Consider the following 16,521-nt stretch of genomic DNA (forward strand, 5'->3'; position numbering starts at 1 on the left):
TTGGAAAATTCAGGAAATCCGCTGATTTATGGAAGAAGAAAGAAAGAAAGAATCCGAATTCCGAATCAAAATCGACAGAGAAAGTGATTCCTATGAAGAGTTTGTCGAACAAATCAAATCTTCCATTGAAGCAAAGGACCAATCCCATCTTAAGTCACTGCTCGATGGAGCTCACCCAGCAGACGTTGTCACCTTATTCAAAGATTTAGAACGAGAAGAAGAGTTATACCTTTTCCGGTTATTGTCGATTGAGGACCAAGCATATTCCCTCATCAAAATGGAAGAGGAGACACTGGAGTCCTTTTTAGAAGAACTCTCAGTGGATGAAATCTCAAAAACTCTAAGCCATATTGAAACAGATGAAACTACGTATTTATTATCCTACCTTCCGAGTGCCAAACGAGAACTAGTCTTAGCCAATTTGAGTAAAACCGATAGTTTCGAAATCAGGTCCCAACTTGGATTTCGGGAATACTCTGCAGGTCGACTCATGTCAAAAGACTTTGCGACTGTTTCCATTACAGACAATGTCCGCAAAGGGATCATCAATGTCCGAAAAAAAGCAAAGGAAATCGAAGACATTTACCAAATTTATGTAACCAATGAAGATGGTGTTTTGGAAGGATTTATCCCTTTAAAAGATTTATTCCTCACACCCATCAATACAAAAATAGCAAAGATCACTAACTTCTCCGTCTTTGCCTTCCATTATGATGTGGACCAAGAGGAAGTTGCCAATACATTCAAAAAATATGACTTAGTGAGTGCTGCAGTAACTGATGATTTAGGAAGGATCATCGGTCGCATCACTGTGGACGATGTGTTAGAAATTGTGGAAGAAGAAGCATCGGAAGATATCCTCCTCATGGCAGGGGTTTCGGAAGATGAAAGGTTGTCTACTCCCATCTTACAATCTGTCAAACGAAGGATCATTTGGCTCAATGTGAATTTACTAACTGCTTTTGTGAGCTCGAGTGTGGTTGCTTTTTTTGAAGATACCATTTCCAAAATTGTTGTACTCGCGACACTCATGCCGATTGTTGCGGGTCTCGGTGGAAATGCAGGAACACAATCTGTAACAGTTGTGATTCGCAATATTGCAACAGGTGATTTGTCATTTTCCAATTGGTGGGATGCTGTGCGGAAAGAATTCACGATTGGTGTATTGAATGGATTGGCTTTGGGTACAGTTACATTTAGTATGATTTACCTAGTGAAAGGCAACTTAACCTTGGGCCTTGTTGTGGGTACTGCGATGCTCGTGAATATGATGGTTGCTTCACTTGTTGGTTCCCTCGTTCCCATTTTACTAAAAGGAATGAAAATTGATCCTGCCATTGCTTCTTCCATTTTTGTAACAGCAACAACCGATGTTTGTGGGTTTTTCTTTTTCCTAGGACTTGCCACGGTGTTTGCAAAATATTTGGTTTAGGGATTCTCCTTTTTCCCTTAAATTTCTTGCCAGGGGAAGAAACCACCAAATACTGATGTGCAAATGAAATTTTCGTTTCACTCCGCACTTTTTTTCCTTCTTTTTTACCTTGTTTCTTGCCAATCCACAAAAGACTCGACGCAGTCAAAACAGGACGAACCAAAAACGGAACCATCCATCACCAAAGAAATCCTCCCACCTCCAGGTGGCGAAGGGGAAGTGATCCTGAATGAAAGAGGAGAAGAAGTACAAAACCATACAGGAGAAATTCCCTTTTTCCAGAAAAAAAGTGAACTACCCTTAGAAGTGTTCCGTGTTTATATTGCCTCCGATTCTTATATGGTGAGACAGATCCGTTATACGGACAAAATCCGCAGAAAAGCAGATTTAGGAGGGGACGAACTTTCAAAAGAAGAAATGAAAAAATACGATCTTTTGAGTTTTGTCGATGATGGTATCATCTCCATTGGACTCAATACCGTTACAGGCAAACTCGAATCAATTGCCTTTGATAGAAGGGTGCCACGTATCAATGACATTGCAAAAATCATTCAAAATGACGCCTCTCGGTTTAATTATGAACATGCATCAAAAGATGGGACACCACTCATCACACGTTTTTTAATCACCTATCAAATCCGTTTGCACCCTGGTAAAACCAGGGATGAAATCAAACAGATGTTACAGAAGAAAAAATAGATCCTTCGGAGTAAAAAGGAAGCAAATTACAAAAGGAAAAACATTACCATTGGAACTTTCCTTTTTTCTCATACGAAAAGGGAATGTTTTCTCGGAGATTTGGAACAAGGAAACCAGAGTCTCCTCTCAGTTGGTACAAAGCTTCTTTCGATTGAATGGTTTTGTAGAGTGAGGTACCAATGGATGTGATTGGGAACTCATTTGATACTTTGACCGTCGATTCTTTTCCTGAGTTGATGATTTCTTTCGGCGATCCTGTCAGAAAATTTTCACCAGCTAACTGTAGATTGTATTTTAAATCAGTTAAATTTAGATTTGCTGCTGCTTGGTTGGAAAAAACAAAATCAAATTCTGTTTTTAAATTCAATTTCAAGCCGGCTAACCCTGCTTTGGCGGCAGAGGTAACAGGAGTTTTTGATCCTCCGAGTAATCCTTTTAAAAAATTTGTTGTGGTTCCCACCATGGATTCCGTATTCGATGCACTCAAAATTTCTGATTCCGTTGGCATTAAAATCTTAAAGTTTCGAATTTCCACATCAGGTAAAACCGCAGGGATTTCTTTTTTTTGGACAAAGGGAAAACTAATCGAATCCTTTCCTAAAAGTTGCCACTGTTTGGGAATTGCCACCTTCATATTTCCTTCTGCACTGACTTCTAACATGGGTTTTGTGGGAAATTTTTTATACAATTGGACTAAGTCTGTATATTTTAATTTTACTTCTAAGGGAAGGGCTTTGGTTTTTTTTGCTTCAATGATTCCCAAATCTGTTTTGATTTGAGATAATTTCATTCCTTCAATTTTGATATCCATATCCAAAAAAGAACTGGGAAGTGAAACTGGGTAAGGATTGGTAACCGATGTTTCCACACCAAGGGTGATGTCTGTAAACGTAATTTGTTTGATATGAAGGGATTCAAAGGAAAATTCAGGAGTTGGGATTTTGTCTTGGAGGACACCAAGGACAGAACATTGAAAGTGTAAAAAAAGTGGAATGAGAAATAGGATACGTTTCATGAGAGAAGAATTGATCCGAAAAAGAACATTCTGTCAAGAGAATTGGACCTCGAGTACCACGGGGGCGTGGTCTGACATCACAGGCTCTTTTGCAATTTTAGAGTTTAATAATTGAACAAGCTTTGATTTTGTTACAAAAAAATAATCGATCCTCCAACCTTTATTGTTTTTCCTCGCTTGGAACCTGTAGGTCCACCAAGAGTATTCATCCCTTGTGTCTGGGTGTAGTGTTCGAAAACAGTCAAAAAAACCTAAGTTTAAAAAATCGGTCATCCACTTCCGCTCCTCAGGTAAAAAACCCGAATTTTTTTCATTCCCTTTGGGGTTATGGATGTCCATCTCCGTATGGGCAATATTGACATCACCACAGACGAGAAGTGGTTTTTTCTTTTTTAAAAATGGTTTTGCGAGAGCCATAAATGAATCTAAAAACTGATATTTGATCTTTTGGCGTTCTTCTCCACTCGTACCTGAGGGAAAATACAGATTCCAAAGGTAAAACTCATCAAATTCCAAAAAAACAGAGCGACCTTCTGATCGAAATATCCCATCACCATAGCCAATGGACACAGATTTTGGTTTTGTTTTGGTGAGAACTGCCGTTCCACTGTATCCAGGTTTTTCTGCGAGACAGAAATAAATTTCATAACCCAATTCCCGAAACTCATCCCTAACAATTTCTTTTTCGGGAGCCTTCGTTTCTTGGAAACAAATCATGTCAGGATTTTCGTGACGTATAAATTCGAGTAAACCTTTGCTGAGACTGGAACGAATTCCGTTGCAATTTAACGTGATGATTTTCATCTAGAAATGAGATCGATTGAATGCCCATTTAAGTCGATACTAAAAACAGTATGTTAGAAATTTCTGCCGAAATTCCGTTCCTTAGAACGTCCAAACTCACTTTTCTTGTCTGGGATGAAACTCCTGGAAGTTTAGAATCATGGAATGGGGACGACGGGATTACTATATTCTTCCAAACGCGAAGGACAAGGGAATTGGAGTTCCGTTTTGGACCACCTCCTTGGGGGATTCAATTTCCTAACAATCGATTTGAATACCCTTATGTATCCGTTCATCAGATTTCATCTAATAAGTATTTGGCGAAAGCTCTATCCACTGCAAGTGAAGGTAAAAATCTTTTTGTCATTTATCCTAAGTCATTGGAAGTCGAAGTTAGGTCTGTTTTTGCAAGGCTTGAGTATTTATATGATGATCGAATTTCGCCTGATCGAATCTCTCATAAATTTGGACTGACAGGAAAAACCAGTTCCATTCCAGAAATTGTCAGTGGAAAAACAAAAGAAATTGAAACTAAAGTTTTATCTTTCCCACCTTTGGAACTTGTTGGCAGTTCTGGGAAAACAAAAATTCGTCAATTTGAATTAACAACTATCGGTGTTGGTGAAAATGGAAGTTCCAATGGACACCACCAAGCGGAATCCTATTTACCAAGTTCAGAATCTTCCATTGAAAAAGAATCGGTAGTATCGGAAGTTGAAACTGATCCGAATCACCCTTATGATTTGATCGAATCCTCATTTGCATCGGATGGAGGAGATTTCCAATCAGAACCTGCGGATTCGAACGATAAGAAACGGGCATTAGGTGATTCTCCATCAATAGAAAACAAACCAATTCCAGAATCGAAAGACAAACAATCAGATGTTATCGAATCTGGTTTAGCAATTGAATCGAATGTAAACACTAAGTTTTCTCTACAATTAAAGATGATGGGTGTCATTAGCCTTCTGTTTGTTTTGTCAGTTGCCAGTATCATTATTTTTGCTTCTTTTTACTTTAAACGTTCCATCGAACTACAGTTACGTGATAATAATATTCGAATTGCGGAAATCATTGGATCCAAAGTAAAATCTGATATTTTAGGTGTAGTGGAAAAAGGTCGCCAAATTGCCATCACACTCACCACTCAGGGACTGCCTGAAGAAGATCGAAAATTACTCCTTAAAACCTTTTTCCAAAATGATAAGGAATTTATCTACTTAGGTATTTTTGAAAAGAGGGACAACATCCTTGTGATGAAACGAGAGGTGTTTAATGAAGAAGAACTCAAAAAAAGTGCAGTTACCGAAGATGATTTTCATGCAGTTGTCAACAGAAACCGCGATGAATTAGCAGAAGCCTTTAATGGACAAGCCGTTCTCCTCAATTCAAGTCCCGGATTTGTCGAGCCATCCTTTGCTATTGCCATTCCCACAGCAGAAAATGGTGAGTTAGACAATGCTCTTGTCATCATTGTCAAATTAGATAAAATTATTGGAGCATTTTCCAAAAAGGGAATTGAAACAACATTTTTAGTGAATGGTTCAGGCACTGTACTGGCACATCCTAAAGAAGATTTAGTGCTTGCTGCAACTGATTTAACAACGATGCCCATCGTCAAAACGATGCTAACGAGTGCCCCGAGCACAGGCCAGATGAGTTATTTGGATGAGGAATTAGGTGGGTCCTATTTAGGTTCCTTCCAAAAAATTGGATTTGCTGATGCAGGTGTCATCACAATTGTTTCCGAAGAAAAAGCGTTTGCTGATGTTTACAAAAGCCAAAAGACAAACCTTTACATAGCAGGGATTGGATTGTGTTCTGCTCTTATTTTTGTCTTTTTCTTTTCAAAAACAATCACAAAGCCCGTATTGCAATTGTTAACAGCTACTCTTGAGATTGCAAAAGGTAATTTTAAAATTGGAATCAAACCTACAACCCAAGACGAGGTTGGTCTGTTAACAAAATACTTTATCGATATGGGCCAAGGTTTAGAAGAAAGAGAAAAAGTGAAAAACATTTTGGGTAGTATGATTGATCCAGTTGTGGTTCAGGAAGCCATGGTTGATCTTGCTGCTTTAAAACGTGGATCGGAAACTCATATCACTGCATTTTTTTCTGACGTTGCCAGTTTTTCTACAATCTCCGAACAGTTAAAAAGTGCAGATCTCGCTGCACTTCTCAATGAATACCTATCAGCGATGACCCTTCTTTTAAAAAAACACGAAGGTGTTTTGGACAAATACATTGGAGATGCTATTGTTGGAATTTTCAACGCACCAGTACCTGTGACCGACCATGAACTGAAAGCAGCTAGAGCTAGTGTGGATATGGTTTTGAAGCTACAAGAGTTAAGGGAATACTGGACTACCAATAATCTTTATTCCAAAGAAGCACAAGTAATGGATGCAAGGATTGGTCTCAATTCTGGCCCAGCAAAGGTTGGGTTTATGGGAACTGATGCACTCGCGTCTTACACGATGATGGGTGATACTGTCAATTTGGCAGCACGACTGGAAGCAGCTGGTAAAGATTATGGAGTTAACATCCTCATCACAGATCCGATTCGTGAAAAAATCCAAGAAGAGATGATCACTCGGTATGTGGACCTAGTTCGTGTGAAAGGTAAAAACGAACCAGTTCGGATTCACGAATTGGTAGGCTATAAAGCCCTGGTGACACCCAATCTTGTGGAAGCAGTCCAATTGTATGAAGCCGGTTTTCAGGAATACTTAAATCAAAATTGGGCAAAAGCAATTCAGTTGTTCAAAGATTCGGAAAGAAGTAAAGGTTCAAAAGATAAATCCAGTCATATGTTGATCGAACGTTGTGAAGAATATAGTCTCAATTCCCCAGGGAAAGATTGGGATGGGGTATTTACGAGGACACATAAATAATACCATGCGTTTGTTAAATGATACAAGATTTGTAGTAACAGCATTATTATTATTAATTTTGCTTTTTTCTATATTATTGTATCGTAATTTGAATTTTAGAGCCAATGATTCCACTGAACCAACGATAGGTGTGATTACGTTTAAAAATAAAACGGTCTTACGAAAGTACAATGATGCCGTTGTTTGGGATTTAATAGAATCAAAAACAGAAGTCAAAAATAGAGATACAATCCGCACAGAGGGATTGTCAGATGCTATCTTAACTTTAAATGATGGAACTAAGATTAATATTTCAGAAAATTCCATGATTTTACTCGATCTTTCTGACAAAAATATCAATATTAATTTTGCCTATGGTTCCTTTGAAGCAGCGCGAGTATCAGGTTCATCTGGTGATGTAAAAATGAATATCACCGCAGGTGACAAAACCGTTGAGGTCACAAATGGTGATGTAAAACTCGATAAAACAAAGTCTGAGTTAAACATCAAAGTTGACCAAGGGGAAGCAAAATTAACCTCCAATGGAAAAGAGGAAACAATTGTCAAAGACCAAGTTGCCAATGTTTCTGAATCAGGGGTAAAGGTAGCCAAACAAATGTTTCGTCTTGTCAGTCCAGATGACAGAAAAAACATTCTTTCTGAATCTGGAGTGGAACGGATTAACTTTTCTATCGCTGGATGGAATTCGGATTCCGTAAAACGTGCTTCTCCCATGATCGAAGTTTCTTTATTCCCGGATTTTTCCAAGTCACTTGTCAGAGAAAAGTTAACATCTGCTACTATATCGAAAAAATTGGAACCAGGTTCTTATTACTGGAGAGTTTCTTATAATGATCCAAGTACTCAAACTAGATCCGTGACAGAAGTATTCCAATTTAGGATTTTAAACGATCCATCATTGAAATTATTATCTCCAAAAAATGAAGAAGTGATTTCATTTTCAAATGAAACTCCTGTTGTACGATTTGTTTGGAATGTTTTAGACTTATATTCGTCCTATTCTGTTCAAATTGCTCGCGATAAGGCTTTTACGGATATTGTCACTTTAAAACAAACTCAAAACCAATCATTAGCCTTTGATAATTTAAAGGAAGGTACATATTTTGCGAAGATAAAGGCAAAGTCTAGTTTACCAGGAATTGAAGAAAAAACATCAGCAGTGATTTCCTTCCAAATTCAGAAAAAAACGAATAGTTCACCACCTGAATTATTGGAGCCGAGTAAGGGTAAGGTGATCGCAGAAGAACAAACCAAATCACAATTATTCTTTTCATGGAAAGATGATAAGGATTTTGATTTTTACCAATGGGAATTGAGTAGTGATGTAAATTTTTCTACCATTCTCCAAACAGAAAAAATTAAAAATAATTTTTTTAAATCCACAACAGGATTAAAACTTGGAAACTATTTCTGGAGAGTAAAAGGGATTTCAAAGCAAGGGACTCGAATTGATTCCAAATTTTCTTCCTTCACTGTCATTGCAAAAGAGGAGTTGGAATTAGTTTCGCCAAACCAATCTGCAGAAGTTGAGGTGGATGATCGTAACCTTGTGGTTCTCAAATGGAAAAAACTGACTGGAAAATCGAACTATGAAATCCAGGTTTCCAAACAAGCCGACTTCCAAAGTTTGGTCGTGAAAGAATCAGTAGTTGGGAATTATTACGAGTTTAAATCAAAAGATTTTGGAAAATTTTATTGGCGAGTAAAACTTGCTGAAGATGAATCTACGGTAAGTCCCACAAGAAATTTCCAAATGGTATCCAATATTGAACCTCCCAATTTATTGTCACCAGGGAGGAATGAAACAATCGATCTTTTCACAAAAAATTACATCAGTTTCTCCTGGAAACCAGTGGAAAAAATTACGGCATATCGACTGAAGCTCATTGATGTTTCAGGCATTCGAGAAAAGGTAATACTGAATGAACGAATTAGTTCGAACAAATTCCAAATGAACGAAATCCAAAAATTAAATGTGGGTAGATTTCGATGGGAAGTTTCTTCTTTTTATAAAGCGAGTGATGGTTCAGAAAGAGAATCCGTTGCAAACAAACAAGATTTTTTCATCTCTGTTCCCGAACTAAAAATTCCAAAAATCCTCACACCAGGTACTATCTATGTGGAATAAACAGGGGATAATCGTTTTCATTTTTATTTTCATTGGTTTTCCCATTTGGGGAGAACCAGATGGTGAAGAGGGCACACAACACCAGTTACGTTGGATGGAAGTGGAAGGTGCTACTGGTTATGTTTTGGAAATAAAAAATTCCAGTGGGTATTTGGTCCTATCCGAAAAAGTGAAAGGAACCAGTTATGATTTGGTCAATTATACTTCTGGTGTTTATGAACACCGAGTAGCAGTGATCAACAAACTAGGAAAAGTTGGTAGTTATTCTGATTGGGTGAAATTTGAAGTAGTTGTATCTCGTGTTCCCACTCTATCAAAAGATTCTGTGTTTTCTGTATCAAAGGAAGAAAAGGAAAAAGTTTTTTTACTCGAAGGTAAAGATTTTATCCATCCCATGAAAGTATACATGGTCACAGGAGGAAAACGAATCCTTGCCAAAAAAGTAGTGATAGAATCTGATTCGATTGCAAAAGCTACATTTGCCGTTGATCCTGATACGGACACCGGGATATATGATTTGGTCTTAGAAAATCCTAGGAACAAAACACTGACAGTCAAACAACGTGTCGTTTTGTCTGATTCAAAAGAAAGAGCAAATAATTTTGCAAAACGACAAGAGAAAATCATTCGTAAAGAAATACCTGAAGATTATTATGAAACTCCATATTGGTCTACCTTGTGGCGATCTTCTATTTTACCTGGATGGGGGCAAAAGTACATTGATGGAAAGGATTGGAAATTGTATGTGTATCCTGCCATTGCCATTTCTGCAGTTGCTGTTTATGCGAATTCATACAATCGTTTTTTAGCGGCAAGGTCTGATTACCAATCTGCTGTTTTACTTGGAGCTATACTCGCTGACCGAGCTGACACTCAAGTTTTATGGTTACTCAATCGAAATAATGCGGAAACAAGTTTTAATCGCGCAAAATCAGAGTTAGGCGTTATCCAGGTAGGGGCTGGAATCCTTGGGGCATTTTTGATATATAATTTGGTAGATTCGTATTTCTCTGCCAAACGGAATGTGGCGAGTTATGAACCAGGATTTCCTCTTGGAAATGAAAACCAAAGAGTGTATGCCTCAATGCAACCAGAGTCTGGTTTTTCCCAAACCAAATTGGTTAGGGAAGTGGGTTCCCGATACCAAATCGAAATCTCCTCTCGTTTTTGACAAAAAGCTTGTTTAGGAAGGCACTTCCTTCCAAGCTGAAATTATGCCGATTCCCATTCTTTCCTGTGATCGAAATTCTAAAGAGGTATATTCTCGTTTTCTCTCGGGTGCGAGGGAAGACTTAAGTACTGCCACGAGTCGGATTTTACCCATACTGGAAGATGTGCGAACCAAAGGTGATTCTGCTCTTTTTTCTTATACAGAAAAGTTTGATGGCATCAAATTATCGAAACTGACGATCAACCCAAAAGAAGTCCAAACGAATGTTGATTCCAAAACCAAAGAAGCTTTTTTAAGAGCAAAAACCAATATTGAAGCCTTCCACATGGCTCAGAAACGAGAACCTTGGTCCAAGGTGATCGATGGAAATCGTTTGGGTGTGAAGTACACTCCCATTCCATCCCTTGCTGTGTATGCACCAGGTGGGAAAGCATTGTATCCATCGAGTGTGCTTATGGGAATCATTCCTGCAAAAATTGCTGGAGTTAAGTCGATCCAACTCATCACACCACCACAAAAAGAAGGGATCCCAGAAATTTTAGTTTGGTTAGCGCAAATATTGGAGATTGACCGGATTGTGACTGTGGGTGGAGCTCAAGGAATCGCGGCAGCTGCGTATGGTACTGAGTCAGTTCCCAAATCAGAGTTTATTGTTGGACCCGGGAATTCTTATGTTGCCGCCGCCAAATCCTACTTAAGTGGCCAAGGACTTATTGGGATTGATAGTCCTGCTGGTCCAAGTGAAGTTTGTATCATTGCCGATGGAACATCAAATCCAAAGTGGATCGCCTGTGATATGTTATCTCAAGCGGAACATGGTGAAGATAGTTCTGCGATTTTACTCACCACAGAAGTTTCACTTGCGGAGAAAGTAAGAGACGAATTAGAAATTGCATTTCGTGAACGACCCAAACGTTTGGAAATGAAACAAAAGGCTATTTATGAAAATTCAAGCATTCTTGTATTTCCTTCCATTGAGGATTGTATTTGGTTTTCCAATGAATTGGCACCTGAACATTTAGAAATCCAAACAAAAGATAATGATTCAGTATTCTCCCAAATTGAACATGCAGGCAGTGTTTTTTTAGGTCCTTATTCTCCAGTTGCGATGGGTGATTATATTTCAGGGACCAACCATATTTTACCAACTGCCAGAGGCAGTCGAATTTACTCTTCCCTCGGTGTAGATACGTTTTTAAAACGGGTAACCTACCAAGAAGTTACGAGAGAATCACTCGAAACACTTTACCCCTTTGTGAAACTCATGTCGGAACTAGAAGGCCTTGATGAAGAACATGGAACAAGTGTAAAGGTTAGAACCGAAGGCCATACATGAAAGTTGTCTCCGAAATTTCAGAATTAAAGCAGATCATTCAGGAATGGAAACAACAAAAGGATATTCTTGGTTTTTGTCCTACCATGGGAACCCTTCATGCAGGTCATATGGATTTAGTACGCCAGTCGAAAAAACAATGTACAAAAACCATTGTCTCCATTTTCATCAATCCAACCCAATTCAATGATCCAAAGGATTTTGAAGCTTATCCCAAAAACACGGAAGCTGATTTAAAGTTATGCGAAGAAAATGGCGTAGATTTAGTTTTTTTGCCTAGTGTTACTGTCATGTATCCAAAAACAGAGACACCCATCCAAATGAGCATACCCTCATTACAAACAACGTTATGTGGAAGGACTAGGCCTGGGCATTTTGAAGGTGTGTTACAAATTGTATCAAAACTCTTCCATTTAACAGAGCCAGACTATGCTTTTTTTGGATTAAAAGATTACCAACAATTTCGAGTTATTTCGACTTTAGTTGAGGAACTCAATTTTCCAATGAAAATTGTAGGTGTCCCCACAAAACGAGAAGCAGATGGACTTGCGATGAGTTCTCGAAATTTACGTTTATCAAAAAAAGATAGAGAAACAGCTACCCTTGTACCAAGAATGTTCCAACTTGCCAAAAAGACTCTGTTAGGTGGCGAAAAGAACTTAACAGTATGGAAAGAAATTCTATCTGATTTTCTTTTAACAGGTCAAAATGTCAGAATTGATTATTTAGAAGTGGTACACCCTCACACATTACAACCAGTCAAAGAATTGAAAGGAAATGTACTACTAGCAACAGCTGTATTTGTAGGTGAGGTGCGATTGATCGATAACGAAATACTTGTATGTCCCGAATGATCCAAAATGACTAAAGAAATTCAAATTAGACCATACGAAGCAAAGGAAGTATTTACTGAAGCAAAAGACACTCTTGTGAGTCTCAGTGGAATTCCTGAGTCTGCTCATTCTTTTGTCACAAGTGAACTTTTTCAGAGCAAATACGCAAAAAATACGTTTGTCGTTATCCTTCCGACAAACCAAGATGCAGAGAGTTTTTCACGAGAACTTTTAAGTTTTGAATCAAAAGAAAATATCTATTTTTTTCCAGGTCCCGAAAATATTCCGTATGAATATACAAAATGGCAGGCGGAATGGAAAAGAGATCGTATCCTAACGATTAATCGAATTTTATCAGGTGACCGTTGTTTGGTGATAACTTCGGTATCAGCATTTCTTCGTAAACTTCCTAACAAAGAAAGTCTAAAAGGAAAATCCATTACCTTAAAACTTGGTGTCGATTTTCCCTTAGAATCTCTATTATCTGAACTTGTTCAACTCGGATACCATCGGGAAGAAGTTTGTGAACAATTTGGCCATTTTAGCTTAAAAGGTGGAATTCTCGATATTTACACACCTTATTTGCCAAACCCTGTTCGCATTGATTTTTTTGGAGATACTGTAGATGAAATTAGAACATTTGATCCTAACACTCAAAAATCAATTTCAAAAATTAGTGAAATTGTAATCACGGCAGCTAATGAAACGATTGTTACAAAAAGTGAATTAGAAAAATACCATACTCTACTAAAAAAATATACTGATAAACGAATTCCTATTGATTCCGAATTAGAAATCATTGAGGAACATTTACCTCTGGTGAGAAAACAAGAAGGTTTTTTGCAGTTTTTTAAAGAACCACCGATCCTCATTTTTCCGAAATTTCAGGAAACAAAAGAAAGATCCTATGGAATGGAAAGAGAATACAATACCTTATTCGAGAAAAAAAAAGAAGAATCGGTTTGTTTACCTCCCAGTGAGTTATTATCGTTTGGTCCCGAATGGAATGCATTAACCTCTGATGACACGAGTGGAATTCAATTTACACTTCTTCCAAATCTAACAAATAATTTTGGGTATGCTCCAATCACAGAGGTAAAGGGTTTTCGAGGGAAAATCAGAGAAGCAAAGGAACATTTTTTAGAATTACTCTCCGAAAATCCAAATCAGAGTATTTATATCACTTCGTCTTTTCTCGCACAAATGTTGCGTTTAAAAGGTTTATTTTCTGAAACAGAAGTAAATACCATTGGCGAAAATTCGGAAGAACCAATCCCTTTTCCCTTTGCCAATACAAAACCTGGAATCCATTTGATTTTATCTGAGTTAAAACGTGGCTTTCATTTAGTAGAAAGGGGTATCCACGTTTTTACAGATAATGATTTGTTTGGACGTCAATACAAACGTAAAACCCGATATAAAAAACAATCATCTCAAATGATCGAATCCTTCATCGATTTAAAAGAAGGTGATTACATCGTTCATGTGAATCATGGTGTGGGTCGTTTTATTAAAATGGAACGAACAAAAGCCGATGGAAAGGAAAGAGATTTCCTTAAATTGGAATATGCAGGTGGTGATAGTTTATTTGTTCCATTGGACCAAATTTCCCTCGTACAAAAATACATTGGAGGGACTGATTCTCCTAAACTCGATACCTTAGGTAAAAATTCCTGGAAAAAAGCGAAAGAGCGGGTTCAGGAGTCAGTAGATAAACTTGCCGAAGAACTCGTGTTACTGTATTCAAATCGAATGAAACTAAATGGTTTTGCATTTCCGCCTGATACAATTTGGCAGGAAGAGTTTGAAGCTGCTTTTGAATTTGAAGAAACTCCTGATCAAATTTCAGCCATTGAAGCTGTGAAACAAGACTTGGAGTCATCTCGACCTATGGATCGTTTGGTATGTGGTGATGTTGGTTATGGGAAAACAGAAGTTGCGATTCGCGCAGCATTTAAAGTCATTATGGCTGGTAAACAGGTGATGTTACTCACGCCAACAACCATCTTGTCACTCCAACATTTTAATACATTCAAACAAAGATATGAGAATTATCCGATTAAAATTGCTTTTGTTTCTAGATTTAGATCCCCTGCTGAAATTCGAGAAGATTTAAAGAATTTTACTGAAGGTAAAATTGATATGTTGATTGGAACACATGCAATTTTGTCTTCAAAGGTAAAACCGAAAAATTTGGGACTACTCATCATCGATGAAGAACAAAAATTTGGTGTCACTCATAAGGAATCGATTAAAAAATTCAAAAACCTTGTTGATGTCTTAACATTAACAGCAACTCCCATCCCACGAACTTTACATATGGCACTCACTGGAATTCGAGAGTTGTCTATCATTTCCACCGCACCTAAAAATAGACAAAGTGTCGAAACTTATGTTTTAGAAGAAGACGATACCCTAATCCAAGAAGCAATTCGAAAGGAAATTGAAAGGGGTGGGCAAGTATTCTATTTATACAACCGAGTTGAGTCAATTGAAGAAGAAGCCTCTTACGTAAGGTCCTTAGTTCCTGAAGTTTCCGTTGGAATTTTGCATGGACAATTAACTGAAGATGAAATCGAGGAAACTCTCGTAGATTTTTATGAACGAAAGTATGATATTTTGGTGACTACTACGATCATTGAATCGGGTATCGATATGCCAAATGTGAACACCTTAATTGTGAAACGGGCAGATATGTTTGGTTTATCACAATTGTACCAAATCCGAGGACGAGTGGGAAGGTCGGATCGAAAAGCATATGCTTATATGTTTTATCCTTCCAAAAAACTAATGACGGAACTTGCCGAAAAAAGACTCAATACTATTTTCGAATACCAAGAGTTAGGTTCAGGGTTCAAAGTAGCGATGCGCGATTTGGAAATTCGCGGAGCTGGGAATTTATTGGGTAAAGAACAGTCTGGCGACATTATGGAAGTTGGTTTTGATCTCTATGTAAAAATGTTAGAAGAGTCCATTTCCCGTATCAAAGGAGAAGAAGTTCGAGTAGAAGTTCGAACGGCAGTCAATTTAAAAACCAATTTTTATCTTCCCGATGAATACATCCCTGATACAAAACAAAAAATTGAATTTTATAAACGTTTTGAAGGGTCTGCCAATCTGGATGAAATTGAGGAATTGGCTCTTGAGATGGAAGACAGATTTGGTGAACTCCCTCAGATTGCAAAAACCTTTGTCGAATTGGAAAAAATTAGAACTCTTTCCTCCAATTTAGGTTTCGAATTTGTGACAGAAAAACCGGATGAGGTTCTGTTCAAATGTGGTACATACTTTAGGGGGAATCCGGACAGAGTGATCCAAGCCATGGGCCAATTTAAAGGGCTTACAATCGCTCCTTCAGAACCATCTGTTCTTCGTTATACGAACATTGAAAAAGATGATTTGAAAAAAATCAAAAAACTTTTGGGTATTTTGGAATTCTTGGCCGCTTAAATTTTAAGCATAGGAATCAAGTTTCCGTTGGCAAAAAAAGATAGACATTGAGGGAATTGGAGAAACCATCATCTCAAATCTATTTTGGCAATTAAATAATATGAAAAAAATCCTTCCTTTGTTTGTGTTTTTGGCATCTTTCGCCCTAGTACAGTGTTCTGACTCTTCTCCAGTCATCGAAACCTTAGACAACCATAAGATTACAGTAAAAGACTTTGAAGCAGCTTACGACACTGCCCTTGATTCCATCAGCCGTTTACAAAATATTGAAAAGAAAACACTCTTAGAATTCATTGAAAAAGACATCAACGAAGTTCCACCAAATTTCCAAGATCTCAATTACCAACTCCAAAAGAAAAATTTCTACCAAACTTACAGACAGATGATCATGACTCGTTTGGTAGCAGAAAAGAATGGTTTTATTTCAAGACCAGATGTAGCAGAAGTGATCAAACAAGTTGAAATGCAAACAATTGCACAAATGTATGTTTCTGAACAAGTTGAGAAAAAAATCCAAATCACGGAAGAACAAGCATTAGCGGAATGCGAAAGAATGAGAAAGTTGGATCGTAATTTTAACTTAACGATCGACAAATGTAAAACTTTTGCAAAAGCACAATTGAAACAAATGCAAACGAGAGAATACCTTCCTTTAGTAGTAGAAAGAATTAAAGAAGAAGTTAGTATCAAACGAAATGAAAAATTTGATTTGGATGCATACCTTGCTCCAAAGAAAAAAGTAGAAGAACCAACTCCAACACAAACTCCAAATAACTAAGT

General features: G+C 37.6%; 11 protein-coding genes. 9 read left to right on the top strand and 2 right to left on the bottom strand.

The window, feature by feature from the left end; all coding sequences use genetic code 11:
• Window positions 1–28: 28 nt before the first annotated feature.
• A complete protein-coding gene (mgtE, locus tag CH354_RS08020; RefSeq protein ID WP_100728082.1) occupies window positions 29–1,432 on the top strand; it encodes a magnesium transporter in 1,404 nt (467 codons plus the stop codon).
• Between the two features lie 63 nt (window positions 1,433–1,495).
• A complete protein-coding gene (locus CH354_RS08025; RefSeq protein WP_100728081.1) occupies window positions 1,496–2,131 on the top strand; it encodes an LA_2219 family laminin/E-cadherin/plasminogen-binding protein in 636 nt (211 codons plus the stop codon).
• A 43-nt stretch (window positions 2,132–2,174) separates the two neighbouring features.
• Here the strand turns inward: CH354_RS08025 and CH354_RS08030 are convergent, their stop codons facing one another.
• Both CH354_RS08030 and CH354_RS08035 read right to left on the bottom strand, forming a co-directional pair.
• Window positions 2,175–3,146: an LEA/WHy family protein gene (locus CH354_RS08030; protein ID WP_100728080.1), complete on the bottom strand. Its 972-nt coding sequence runs from the start codon at window positions 3,144–3,146 to the stop codon at window positions 2,175–2,177.
• 33 nt (window positions 3,147–3,179) lie between these two features.
• Complete coding sequence (locus CH354_RS08035; RefSeq protein WP_100728079.1) at window positions 3,180–3,950, bottom strand: exodeoxyribonuclease III; 771 nt, start codon at window positions 3,948–3,950, stop codon at window positions 3,180–3,182.
• Between the two features lie 50 nt (window positions 3,951–4,000).
• On the opposite strand from CH354_RS08035, the gene CH354_RS08040 reads away from it, so the two are divergent.
• The 7 genes from CH354_RS08040 (at window position 4,001) to CH354_RS08070 (ending at window position 16,519) form a co-directional block, all read left to right on the top strand.
• A complete protein-coding gene (locus CH354_RS08040; protein WP_100728078.1) occupies window positions 4,001–6,826 on the top strand; it encodes an adenylate/guanylate cyclase domain-containing protein in 2,826 nt (941 codons plus the stop codon).
• A gap of 4 nt (window positions 6,827–6,830) precedes the next feature.
• On the top strand, window positions 6,831–8,954 hold the full coding sequence (locus tag CH354_RS08045) for a FecR domain-containing protein (RefSeq protein WP_100728097.1): 2,124 nt from the start codon (window positions 6,831–6,833) through the stop codon (window positions 8,952–8,954).
• On the top strand, window positions 8,944–10,125 hold the full coding sequence (locus tag CH354_RS08050; protein WP_100728077.1) for an LIC11435 family protein: 1,182 nt from the start codon (window positions 8,944–8,946) through the stop codon (window positions 10,123–10,125). The genes CH354_RS08045 and CH354_RS08050 overlap by 11 nt, the downstream gene beginning before the upstream one ends.
• 43 nt (window positions 10,126–10,168) lie before the next feature.
• Window positions 10,169–11,461 carry a histidinol dehydrogenase gene (gene hisD / locus CH354_RS08055; RefSeq protein WP_100728076.1) on the top strand — a complete coding sequence of 431 codons (1,293 nt, stop codon included), beginning with the start codon at window positions 10,169–10,171 and terminating at the stop codon, window positions 11,459–11,461.
• Complete coding sequence (gene panC / locus CH354_RS08060) at window positions 11,458–12,312, top strand: pantoate--beta-alanine ligase (protein ID WP_100728075.1); 855 nt, start codon at window positions 11,458–11,460, stop codon at window positions 12,310–12,312. Before hisD ends, panC begins: the two co-directional genes overlap by 4 nt.
• A gap of 6 nt (window positions 12,313–12,318) precedes the next feature.
• Window positions 12,319–15,741, top strand: coding sequence for a transcription-repair coupling factor (gene mfd, locus CH354_RS08065; RefSeq protein ID WP_100728074.1), 3,423 nt, complete (start codon window positions 12,319–12,321; stop codon window positions 15,739–15,741).
• A 100-nt stretch (window positions 15,742–15,841) separates the two neighbouring features.
• The gene (locus tag CH354_RS08070; protein ID WP_100728073.1) at window positions 15,842–16,519 is read left to right on the top strand and encodes a lipoprotein LipL31; all 678 of its coding nucleotides are present in this window, start codon (window positions 15,842–15,844) and stop codon (window positions 16,517–16,519) included.
• Window positions 16,520–16,521 lie beyond the last annotated feature (2 nt).

Origin of the sequence: Leptospira levettii (assembly GCF_002812085.1) — a bacterium.
In the GTDB taxonomy this organism is placed as follows: Bacteria; Spirochaetota; Leptospiria; order Leptospirales; family Leptospiraceae; genus Leptospira_A; species Leptospira_A levettii.